This is a genomic window from Brochothrix sp. (genome assembly GCF_017549435.1).
Classification (GTDB): domain Bacteria; phylum Bacillota; class Bacilli; order Lactobacillales; family Listeriaceae; genus Brochothrix; species Brochothrix thermosphacta.
Map to the genome: position 1 here is coordinate 1 of NZ_JAFYUW010000083.1, position 11,433 is coordinate 11,433.

General features: G+C 38.2%; 10 protein-coding genes. All 10 read left to right on the forward strand.

The genetic code is table 11. The features are described from left to right. The first annotated feature begins 17 nt into the window (after positions 1-17). Complete coding sequence (locus IKV95_RS05620; RefSeq protein WP_069124592.1) at positions 18-1,007, forward strand: LacI family DNA-binding transcriptional regulator; 990 nt, start codon at positions 18-20, stop codon at positions 1,005-1,007. A gap of 12 nt (positions 1,008-1,019) precedes the next feature. After that, the gene (locus IKV95_RS05625) at positions 1,020-2,651 is read left to right on the forward strand and encodes an alpha-glucosidase (protein ID WP_119904703.1); all 1,632 of its coding nucleotides are present in this window, start codon (positions 1,020-1,022) and stop codon (positions 2,649-2,651) included. Next, entirely contained in the window at positions 2,652-4,421 is a 1,770-nt protein-coding gene (locus IKV95_RS05630; RefSeq protein ID WP_069118481.1) for a glycoside hydrolase family 13 protein, read from the forward strand. 134 nt (positions 4,422-4,555) lie between these two features. Then, the gene (locus tag IKV95_RS05635) at positions 4,556-5,812 is read left to right on the forward strand and encodes an extracellular solute-binding protein (protein ID WP_069133042.1); all 1,257 of its coding nucleotides are present in this window, start codon (positions 4,556-4,558) and stop codon (positions 5,810-5,812) included. Between the two features lie 109 nt (positions 5,813-5,921). Beyond that, positions 5,922-7,220, forward strand: a complete 1,299-nt coding sequence (locus IKV95_RS05640) for a sugar ABC transporter permease (RefSeq protein ID WP_373453438.1) — start codon at positions 5,922-5,924, stop codon at positions 7,218-7,220. A 43-nt stretch (positions 7,221-7,263) separates the two neighbouring features. Then, the gene (locus tag IKV95_RS05645; protein WP_373453439.1) at positions 7,264-8,076 is read left to right on the forward strand and encodes a sugar ABC transporter permease; all 813 of its coding nucleotides are present in this window, start codon (positions 7,264-7,266) and stop codon (positions 8,074-8,076) included. 42 nt (positions 8,077-8,118) lie between these two features. Further along, positions 8,119-8,955: a DUF1189 domain-containing protein gene (locus IKV95_RS05650; protein ID WP_029090746.1), complete on the forward strand. Its 837-nt coding sequence runs from the start codon at positions 8,119-8,121 to the stop codon at positions 8,953-8,955. Between the two features lie 18 nt (positions 8,956-8,973). After that, positions 8,974-10,074 (forward strand): ABC transporter ATP-binding protein, encoded by a 1,101-nt coding sequence (locus tag IKV95_RS05655; RefSeq protein ID WP_029090747.1) that lies wholly within the window; start codon positions 8,974-8,976, stop codon positions 10,072-10,074. A gap of 155 nt (positions 10,075-10,229) precedes the next feature. Further along, entirely contained in the window at positions 10,230-11,087 is an 858-nt protein-coding gene (locus IKV95_RS05660) for a putative RNA methyltransferase (RefSeq protein WP_069134688.1), read from the forward strand. Positions 11,088-11,101: 14 nt separating this feature from the next. Further along, the gene (locus IKV95_RS05665) at positions 11,102-11,422 is read left to right on the forward strand and encodes a DsrE family protein (protein WP_287451493.1); all 321 of its coding nucleotides are present in this window, start codon (positions 11,102-11,104) and stop codon (positions 11,420-11,422) included. The last annotated feature ends 11 nt before the right edge of the window (positions 11,423-11,433 follow it).

The window sequence follows — 11,433 nt, forward strand, 5'->3', positions numbered from 1 at the left end:
AGAGGGAGGAGATAATAATGACAACTTTATCTGATGTGGCAAAACAAGCACATGTTTCCAAAATGACCGTTTCTCGTGTCGTAAATCATCCTGAAAAAGTTACTGAAGAAGTGCGCTTGATGGTTTTAGCCGTAATGAAAGAGCTAAATTACACACCTAATTACGCTGCCAAAGCATTAGTAACCAAACGCACCCAAATCATAAAATTCTTATTTTTAGAAGAAATTGATACAACGGAACCTTATTATATGTATTTGTTACTTGGCCTTAACCAAACTTTAGCGAAACAGCGTTATTCATTACAGATAGTTCATCCTGATTCAATTTCAGTTGGTAACTGCGATGGTTTTATCGTCACTGGTTTCCGGGAACAATATCTCGAATTAATACAATCCATCAAAGAACCTCTTGTTTTTTTTGGCGAAAATCAACATTCATTTGACTATGTGGATATTAATAATCACAAAGGCATTGCCTTAACGACAGAACAGTTGTTACAAGATGGTTATAGCCGTATCCTTTATTTCGGAACAGATATTGACGAACCGTTCGAACGTTCTCGGGAACAAGGGTATGTTGATACAATGAGTGCCTGGCATCGTCACAGTGCCGTTTATCATATGCCCAATGCTTTCAAGGATTCACAACGCTTTATGCGCCATTTTTTAACTAGAAGTTTAAATACACTCAAAAAAGAACGTATCGGGATTGTCTGTGCGACTGACAATATCGCTACTGGTGTTCTTCAAGCTGTTAAACAATTTACAGATCTTAAAATCGGTAAAGATATTGGCATCACTGGATTTGATGGGATTTATTTAGATCGCGTGTCTCACCCTCATATCACAACAGTTCGCCAACCTATTTTGGAAATGGGCGCCGCCTGTGGACAAATGATTCTTGATAAAATTACACAGGCTCCTACTCCTACACGTTATTTATTTGAGCCTACTTTATCATTAACACCTTCACGACAAGCACTGCTTGAAAACAACTACTTACATTAAAGGAGAACACTGATGTCACCTATTATATATCAAGTCTATTTAAAGAGTTTTCAAGATAGTAACAATGATGGCATAGGCGATCTGAATGGTTTATTGTCGCGCATTGATTATTTAAGTTCATTAGGCATTACTGCTATCTGGCTCAATCCCATTTTTGAATCACCTGATGTGGACAATGGTTATGATGTCAGCGACTATTATCATATTGATCAAAAATTTGGGACGTTACAAGATTTCCAACGCGTGGTAGCAGCTTGTCATGCACAGGGGATATCACTCTATTTAGATTTAGTTATTAATCATACATCTGATCAACATGCTTGGTTTAAGTCAGCAATAGCGTCTAAAGAATCACCCTACCGTGATTACTACATCTGGCAAGATGCCACACCAGATACGCCCCCAACGAATTGGGCTTCCTTTTTTGGCGGTAGCACATGGGCCTATGATGAAACGTCACAACAAAGTTACTTCCATCTTTTTGCTAAAGAAATGCCCGATTTAAATTGGGATAATCAAGCAATGGTTGATGAACTCGCTGAAATTGCTGCCTATTGGTTAGCACAGGGCGTTGATGGTTTTCGTTTAGATGCTGTTTCACACTTGGCAAAAGATCGTCGCTTTTTATCTATTGCCTCTCAAACAAACGAACCCCTAATTGCAGAACAATATTATGCCAATCTCACTAAAAACTTTAAACATTTGCAAGACTTCAAACAGACGATTGCAGCTAAAACTAGTCTCCCTTTTGTTTTATTAGGCGAAGCCGCTTCTGCTCAACCCGAAGATACAACGGCTTATTTGGAAACGTTAGATGCCCTAATTACTTTTGGTCACTTCAAAACGGTTCCAGCACCCTACAACCTCCCGATGGTTGATAACAAACAGCCATTAGATCTCGTCGCCTTTAAAGATACGCTAGCTGCTTATCAAGCACAAAGTAAAAACACAACAGGTGGTTTAGGGCTTTATCTCAGTAATCACGACCATCCTCGAGCGGTATCACGCTTCGGTGATGGCTCAGCACCGAGTGCAAAAGCTTTAGTTGCCTTACAATTTTTCTTACATGGTTGGCCAATTATTTATCAAGGAGAAGAATTAGGTTTACCGAATGCCTCTCACGATCAGCTATCCGACTACACTGATCCGAGTGTCGCCAATTTCACAGCAGCAGCCCAACAGCTTTTAACACTTGACGAACAATTGGATATTGTACAAAAAACATCCAAAGAAGCAGCGCGTGGCACAATGCATTGGGATGACAGTCACTTCCATGGTTTTTCGACCGTGGCACCGTGGAACAATTTACTAACTACAGGGCAGAGTTATGCTAAGCAAATAGAACAGCAAAACAGTACCTTTCATTTTTACAGGCAATTAATTGCACTTCGAAAAGAATGGTCGCACTTAATCGCTAAGGGGAGCACACACTTTTATGACCCCTTACACCCGTATTTATTTTTTATTAGCCGTCATTTGGATATGCAAACGCTTGCGGTAAGAGTCAACCTTTCCTCTGAGACAATTACATTATCTCAACCACCTACAATTGAGGAAAAACATCTGATCGCAGAAGCTTATAATCCTAACAGCCAACAATTAGGACCTTATGGCATACTTATCACCTTAAAGGAGGAACATTAAATGGAATTAGCAGCAATTTTTCACAGACCAGAAAGCGAGGATGCCTTTTTACACACGGACGGGCGTTTTTACATTCGCTTACGTACAAAAAAAGCCGACGTTTTAAAAGCCTATCTACTTGGAGGCGACCCTTACCTTTTCGACACTGAAAAATGGTGGCAACAACAACGTCCAATGACGAAAATAGCCGAAACCTTAACACATGACTATTGGGAAATTAGTGTTGAACCCCCATTCTCAAGATGGCAGTATGGCTTTGTTTTAGAAAATAATGACGAAACAATTTTTTATGGCGATCGTGGGTGTTTCCCAGTAAGCGAACGTGTGCTCACTTATTCTAACTACTATTTTAGAATGCCTTTCTTACATGAACAAGATGCTTTCAAAGCGCCTGAATGGGCAAGTGACACGCGTTGGTACCAAATATTCCCTGAACGTTTTGCTAATGGGCAACCCGAGTTATCACCCGCTAACGTAAAAGAATGGAGCCAAGAATCGCCGACAACCTCTGCTTTTTATGGCGGTGACTTACAAGGGATTATCAATCACTTAGATTACCTCGAAGAACTGGGTATTAACGGTCTTTATTTCACGCCTATCTTCAAAGCGCCAACAAACCATAAATATGATACGGAAGATTATTTCACAATCGATTCTCATTTTGGTAATGATGAAACTTTCCAACTATTAGTAGATGAAGCGCATCGTCGTGGCATGCGTATTATGCTCGATGCCGTCTTCAATCATATCGGCGACCTTTCACCACAATGGCAAGATGTTGTTAAAAATGAAGAGAAATCAAAATACAAAGACTGGTTCCATGTACACAGTTTCCCTGTTCGCGAAGGCGAAAATGGCAATATTGAAAATGAAACGACCTTATCATTCGATACGTTCTCATTCACGATTCATATGCCTAAATTAAACACAGCTAATCCCGAAGTACAAGATTACTTGATTTCAATCGCAACTTACTGGGTAGAAAAATTCGGAATTGATGCTTGGCGTTTAGATGTCGCTAATGAAGTTGATCACCAATTCTGGAAAAAATTAAATGCTGCTCTGACTGCTGTTCGTCCTGATATTTATATCTTAGGTGAAATTTGGCACAGCGCTCAACGTTGGTTGGAAGGCGATGAATTCCACGCCACAATGAACTACCCGTACATTGAAACAATCAACGATTATTTCATTGATCGTTCCATTGATGAAGAAACACTAATTTCGGGATTGAACACTCAATTAATGATGTATCGTAAAGCAACAACAAGTGTGATGTTTAATATGCTTGATAGTCATGATACAGCACGTGTTCTTTCACGCATGGATAACGATACGCAACGTCTTAAACAATTGCTTGCCTTTGTGTTTACACAAAAAGGAACACCTTGTATCTATTACGGTACTGAAGTGGGACTTGATGGTTTTAACGATCCTGATTGCCGAAAATGTATGATTTGGGATGAAACTAAACAAGATCAGGACTTACTCACTTTTACTAAATCTTTAATGGCCTTCCGTAAAGAATACAACCATACGATTCAAGAAGGTGAATTACAGTGGTTGCCTTCAACATCTGAAAGTATTACCTTCTCATTGCGAGAAAATGAAACAACATTATATTGTATTTTCAATCGTGCAACAATGGAACAAGATATTGCTGTTCCAACGTTACCAAAATCTGCTCAACCAATCTTTGGTTCTGGTGAACGTCACGGTCAAAAAATCCGAATCAAAACAAATGATTTCATCATTTTCAAAGATCAATAAATAAGATAGACCAATTATAAATATAGCGTAACTCATCTTGTTACCGATAACATCATTCACAGGCATTGAAAGCGTTTGCATAAATAGCTATACTAAAGGTAGTTCTTAAATAAACTATGTTGGGGGATATCACAATGAAAAAACGATTAATGTTATTTACATCACTTCTTTTAACTTTCACTCTTGTACTTGCTGGCTGCTCGGGCGGTAAAACAGATGATAAAAAGGCCGCTGGTGACAACAAAACGTTAACTGTCTCTGTTGAAGAAATTTACAAGCCTTATGTTGAAAGTATCAAAGATAAATTTGAAAAAGACAACGATGTTAAAGTTAAAATCGTTACCAAGCAAATGTTCGATCAACTTGAAGCCATTCCTCTTGATGGACCTGCTGGAAAAGCACCGGATGTTACATTAGGCGCTTATGACCGCGTCGGTGGTTTAGCTCAACAAGGTCATCTGGCTGAAGTGAAATCACTTTCTTCTGATGACTTTAGTGATAAAGAGAAAAACTTAGTTACTTCTGAAGGCAAACAATATGGTGTGCCTGCTGTTATCGAAACAATCGTTATGTATTACAACAAAGATTTAATTAAAGAAGCACCTAAAACATTTGCTGAGTTAGAAAAATTAGCAACGGATAAAAAATTCGACTTTGCTTCAGAATCTGGTACAAATACTGCCTTTTTAGCAAAATGGACTGACTTTTACTATAGCTATGGTTTATTAGCAGGTAACGGTGGTTACGTTTTTGGTAAAGACGGCACGGACGTAAATGATATCGGTTTAAACAACGCAGGCGCTGTAAAAGGTGTTGAATACGCAAAAGAATGGTACAAAAAATGGCCTAAAGGAATGTTAGATAACAAAAGTGCCGGTGATTTTGTAACAAAACAATTCACTGAAGGTAAAACTGCTGTTGTTATTGACGGTCCTTGGCAAGCTGCAACCTACAAAAAAGCTAAGGTTAATTATGGTGTCACTTCTATCGCTAAATTACCTGGTGATAAAGATTACAGTCCTTTCGCTGGTGGTAAAGCATGGATCGCAACATCGTATTCAAAAAATCCTGATTTAGCTCAAAAATGGTTAGCTTACGCTGGTAATGCAGACAATGCCTTCAAATTTTATGAAGACACAAACGAAATTCCTGCTAACGAAACAGCACGTGATAAAGCAGCTAAAACAAATGATGAATTAACAAATGCTGTTATTGATCAATTCCAAACTTCAACACCAACACCAACTATCCCTGAAATGAGTGAAGTATGGACTGGCGTTGAAAACTTGATGTTTGATGCTGTATCAGGTAAAAAAGAACCTCAAGCTTCTGCGGATGCAGCTGTTAAGGTAATCAAGACAAATATTAGTGAAAAATACGAAAGCAAATAGCCATTAATTAAGAATAAATGACACTTACATTTTGCCACGTATACTTATGGCTTCTGTAGGTGTCATCATTTTTTCATATCCTATTTGCCCTAGAATCGAGGAGATACTTGTGAAAGAAACCAATCAATCTGTACAAAAAGCGACCTATTTATCGCTCATCTCTGGATTGGGACAATTTTATAATAAACAATATTTTAAAGGCAGCATTTTCCTTGCTGGTTTTGTACTATTTTTTGTTGAAATGTTCCTCTTTGGCTTTGAAGCACTCGCAAACTTTGTAAGTCTTGGTACTACCCCTATCGTTGACAATTCACTATTTATGATGATTCGCGGTTCCTTACAAATCATTGTGACATTGATTTTTATCTTCTTCTACGTGCTTGTAATATTTGACGCACGTAATATTGCCAAACGATACCGTAACGGACTATCCGTCAACACGACAGCTAAAGCAAACCTACACAGTTTGTATGAAGATGGTTTTCCTTACCTTCTTACTTTACCTGCCTATCTATTGATGACGTTTGTTATTTGTTTCCCTGTTATGGTAACTATTTTCATCGCTTTTACTAACTATGATTTTCAACATATTACCCCTTTCCGTCTCTTAGACTGGGTTGGGTTTAAAAACTTCTTAAATCTATTTGTGCTTGCTTCTTATCGTGCCACTTTTGCGAGCGTCTTCTCTTGGACAATCATTTGGACATTATTAGCAACCACGCTGCAAATTATTTTAGGGATTATCACAGCGGTTATTGTGAATCAAAAATTTGTTAAAGGACAATCGTTCTTCCGTATTTTATTCCTATTGCCTTGGGCAGTCCCAGCATTCATTACAATTATGAGTTTTTCAAACATGTTTAATGATAGTATCGGTGCTATTAATGCGCAAGTCATTCCCTTCCTCAATCATTTACCATTTGTAAATATTGATGCGGTCGCTTGGAAGACAGATCCTTTTTGGACAAAAACTGCTATTATTATGATTCAAGGTTGGCTTGGTTTCCCCTACATTTATGTCATGGTAACCGGCGTTCTTCAATCAATTCCCGAGGAAATGTACGAAGCTGCTAAAATTGATGGTGCTTCTGCCTTCCAACGTTTTTCTAATATTACATTGCCGATGATTTTATTTGCAACGGCACCTGTCTTAATTACACAATATACGTTTAACTTTAACAACTTCTCAATCATCTATCTCTTTAATGAAGGTGGACCTGGAAGTGTTGGTTCTGGTGCGGGTTCAACGGATATTTTAATTTCTTGGATTTACAAACTTACAACTGGTACAGCGCCACAATATTCTGTAGCTGCAGCCGTAACACTCTTAATTTCAATCATTGTTATCTCTGTATCATTGATTGCCTTTAAGAAAACAAACGCCTTTAACAATGAGGAGATGATGTAAGATGGCACAAAAATTTGGTAGAAGTCAAAAACAATCGCGTCTCATGGCGCACCTGTTCACTTATTTATTCTTAATCGTGCTTTCGATTATCATCATCTATCCATTGCTCATTACAGCTTCATCTGCCTTTAAAGACAGTAGTGTTGTTGCTTTTACATTAGACTTTACAGGCCAATGGTCACTGGATAGCTTTAGCCGTTTATTTAGTGAAACAAATTATTTACTTTGGTATAAAAATACAATTATCATCGCCGTTGCAGTAATGGTGATTCAAGTCACCATTGTTACATTAGCAGGTTACACTTATAGTCGTTACCGTTTTAAAGGTCGTAAAAACAGCTTAATTTTCTTCCTTATTATCCAAATGGTACCGACAATGGCTGCCTTGACTGCTTTCTATGTCTTAGCAATGCTACTAAATGGCCTTGATACTTATTGGTTCTTAACCATTCTCTATATCGGTGGTGGGATTCCAATGAATACTTGGTTAATGAAAGGTTACTTTGATACAATCCCACGTGACCTTGATGAATCAGCACGTATTGATGGTGCCGGCCACTTCCGTATTTTCTGGCAAATCATCTTACCATTAGCACGACCAATGATTGCCGTACAAGCATTATGGGCATTCATGGCACCATTCGGCGATTTCTTATTAGCTAAATTCCTACTACGTTCGGATGAACGTTTAACATTAGCTGTAGGCTTACAAACATTGGTATCTGATCCACAACAGCAAAAAGTAGCCTTGTTTGCTGCAGGAGCTATACTGACAGCTTTACCGATTGTTCTCTTATTCTTCTTACTACAGAAAAATTTCGTTTCAGGCCTAACAGCTGGTGGAACAAAAGGATAAGTTCGCTCAAACAACACGATAAGCATTTTGGAGGGAAGACACATGAAAAAAACACCATTTTTATTTAACTACCTGTCGCGCATTTTTTCACCTCGTCGGATTATGGCTGGGAAAAATCAATTTAACATCTGGCAATTGCTCTTTAGCTTGTTTCTTTTGGTTGCGCTGTTAATGGTGCCCATTACATTACAAATTGGAAAAATGACGACCTTCAACTTATCACTTATCATGCCTGAGCCCTATAACTTATCATTAAAGGACAGCTTAAATAGTGTTTCAAACGGAACGTTTAAAAACGGACGTTTACACGCAGATGATGTGACAACAAAAACTGAGCAGACACTTGCTGCCGTTGATACAACCAATCAGTTGCCTATCGTTCAAGGCGACGATGGCCCAACGCTTAAAGGCGTAAAAACAGCAGTGGTTTTTCAAGAAAAAGCGGTCACCATTATTAGTAATGACCTTTATCGCTTTTCACTGCCTTACACAAAAGACACGTCAACCGCTGATTTTAGAACAGCTGCTTCTTTTGAAAAATGGGTCAATCAGCAGTGGTTTAAGAGTAATCAAAGCGTTATTGTTCCCACATTATTATTAATGGCGTTCATTGCTTTATTACTCACACAGTTACTCACTTGGCTCGCCGTCTCGTTCTTCATATCACTCGTTAAACGTTCAAAATTAAGCGATATTCGTTCAGGTAAAGAAGTCTTTGCAATCAGTACCATGTTAATGGGTGCACCAGCTATTGTTACAACCTTGATTAGTCTGTTCACCTTTAACATTATGCTCTTTATGACAGTGCTCTCTTTCGGCTTAATTGCGATGGTTTTAGCTGTTTTCTCAATCACACATTTCCGTATTCCAAAAAAATAAAACAAGGGGGCGATCCATATGGTTGCCATTTCACTAAAAAATATTGATAAAATTTATGATAAAAAAGTTACTGCTGTTTCCGATTTTAATCTTGAAATTGAAGATAAAGAATTCATCGTTTTCGTTGGTCCTTCTGGGTGTGGAAAGTCCACTACCCTCCGAATGATTGCAGGATTAGAAGATATTAGTCGTGGTGAATTTATCATGGACGGACACCTCATGAATGATGTCGCACCTAAAAACCGTCACATCGCAATGGTTTTCCAAAACTATGCCCTTTACCCGCATTTAAGCGTGTATGACAACATGGCTTTTGGTTTAAAATTACGTAAAATGAACAAAAAAGAAATCAAAGAACGCATTGATAAAGCCGCTCATATTTTAGGTTTAACTGATTATTTACAACGTAAGCCACGTGAGTTATCAGGTGGACAACGTCAACGTGTGGCATTAGGACGTGCGATTGTAAGGGAAGCAAAACTCTTTCTCATGGATGAGCCGCTGTCAAACTTAGATGCAAAATTACGTGTGCAAATGCGTGCCGAGATTAGTAAATTACACCAAGAGTTAAATACCACTATGATTTATGTGACACATGATCAAACTGAGGCAATGACGATGGCCACTCGAATTGTCATCATGAAAGATGGTGTCATTCAACAAGTCGGAACACCTAAAGATGTGTATGAAAATCCAATTAATCTCTTTGTTGGCAGTTTTATTGGTTCACCCCCCATGAACTTTATTACTGGTGAATTGCGCGGCAATCAATTTATTGCACCTGGTACACAACTAACTGTTCCTGAAGGTAAATTGAAAATGTTAAACGGTCGCCCTGACGGTCCGATTACTTTAGGTATTCGTCCAGAAGATATGCATGATGAACCCCTCTTTTTATCAGCAGCACCTGAAAACACTGTGCACTGCGAGGTATTAGTTGCTGAATTAACCGGAGCGGAATATATGCTTCATACAACAATCGGCGGACAAAATGTCATTGCACGTGTGAATGCACGTACGCAATATCCATTACATGCTAAGATTGAACTTGGATTAGACCTAAGTAAAGCACATCTTTTTGATCCCGTAACAGAGCTTTCGCTCACAAGCAAAGTTTAACCTTAAAAAACACAGCTATTGTCAGTAAATTACTGGCTATATCTGTGTCTTTTTTATTTCACTTACAATTCCCCCTACTCTTTACAACTAATATGCAGTTCCTAAAAGGCTTCATGTTATAATAAATACATACTAAAATAGCACGGAGGAAGCACATGAGTAAAAAAATGAACAGCATCGCTCGATTTAAACACTACGATACCTTATTGAGTTGTCCCATCTGTCACACCGCTATGTCTATTACTGATAGCGCTATTTGTGAACAAGGTCACAATTTTGATTTTTCAAAACAAGGGTATTTAAACTTACTTGTACAAAATAACGCCACTCATTATGATAAGGAACTTTTTGAGTCACGTCGTGAACTCATTACAGAAAGCGCCTTTTTCACACCGTTACTTGAACGTCTGACGACAATTATCAATACGTATCACCAAACGAAACCCTTAACATTAGTTGATGGTGGTTGTGGTGAAGGTTCCCATGTTGCTTATCTAAAAGAGACTTTAGGAGATAAACTGGCTATTGCTTTCGGTACAGATATCGCAAAAGAAGGTATTTTATCTGCGGCAAAACATTACCCAACTGTCTCATGGCTTGTTGCGGACTTAGCTAATATGCCTTTCGCCAATCAAACAATTGATATTATTTTAAATATTTTATCACCCGCCAACTATAAAGAATTTGATCGAATGCTTACACAAGAAGGTTGTGTCATCAAAATAGTACCACAGTCTAATTACCTGAAAGAATTGCGTCACTACTTCTTTGCGGATACGACAAAAGCGGATTACTCAAACGATGATACTGTGGCTCTGTTTGAAGGCCAATTCCCTGACTTCACGCGCGAAACAATCAACTATACAACGCAACTTAACGCTCAACAACTATCGCACTTGCTACATATGACACCACTCACTTGGAATTTAGAAGAAGATTTAATCCAGCAGTTTATCGCGAAAAGTGATGGCATTATTACAGCAGATTTTGAAATTTTAATTGGTAAAAAATAAAGGAGGGCAAAAAAATGCCTGTTGTTTTTCATATTAACGAGAATAGAAAGTGGCAACATTTGGAAAAAAACATCTTCAACTTATTAGCTGAAGAATATGCCGATAAAATTGTTGTCATCGCTAACGGTGAAGCTGTCTCACACTACTTCGAATACAGCCAGCTGGTGACAATTGAAAAAATGTCATCCTCTGTTAAATGGGTCGCTTGCGCAAATTCTTTAAAAGCCCAAGAGCTCGACACTGAACTTTTACCACCTTTTATTGATGTAACACCTAATGGCGTAATTGAAATACTCAATCGCCAGATTGTGGGCTATGGTTACATTAAAGTTTAATTTTCTATAAA

Excerpts from the sequence above, each read along its gene's own strand:
- IKV95_RS05620 (WP_069124592.1), top strand. The coding sequence starts at position 18 with ATGACAACTTTATCTGATGTGGCAAAACAAGCACATGTTTCCAAAATG.
- IKV95_RS05625 (WP_119904703.1), top strand. The coding sequence starts at position 1,020 with ATGTCACCTATTATATATCAAGTCTATTTAAAGAGTTTTCAAGATAGT.
- IKV95_RS05630 (WP_069118481.1), top strand. The coding sequence starts at position 2,652 with ATGGAATTAGCAGCAATTTTTCACAGACCAGAAAGCGAGGATGCCTTT.
- IKV95_RS05635 (WP_069133042.1), top strand. The coding sequence starts at position 4,556 with ATGAAAAAACGATTAATGTTATTTACATCACTTCTTTTAACTTTCACT.
- IKV95_RS05645 (WP_373453439.1), top strand. The coding sequence starts at position 7,264 with ATGGCGCACCTGTTCACTTATTTATTCTTAATCGTGCTTTCGATTATC.
- IKV95_RS05650 (WP_029090746.1), top strand. The coding sequence starts at position 8,119 with ATGAAAAAAACACCATTTTTATTTAACTACCTGTCGCGCATTTTTTCA.
- IKV95_RS05655 (WP_029090747.1), top strand. The coding sequence starts at position 8,974 with ATGGTTGCCATTTCACTAAAAAATATTGATAAAATTTATGATAAAAAA.
- IKV95_RS05660 (WP_069134688.1), top strand. The coding sequence starts at position 10,230 with ATGAGTAAAAAAATGAACAGCATCGCTCGATTTAAACACTACGATACC.
- IKV95_RS05665 (WP_287451493.1), top strand. The coding sequence starts at position 11,102 with ATGCCTGTTGTTTTTCATATTAACGAGAATAGAAAGTGGCAACATTTG.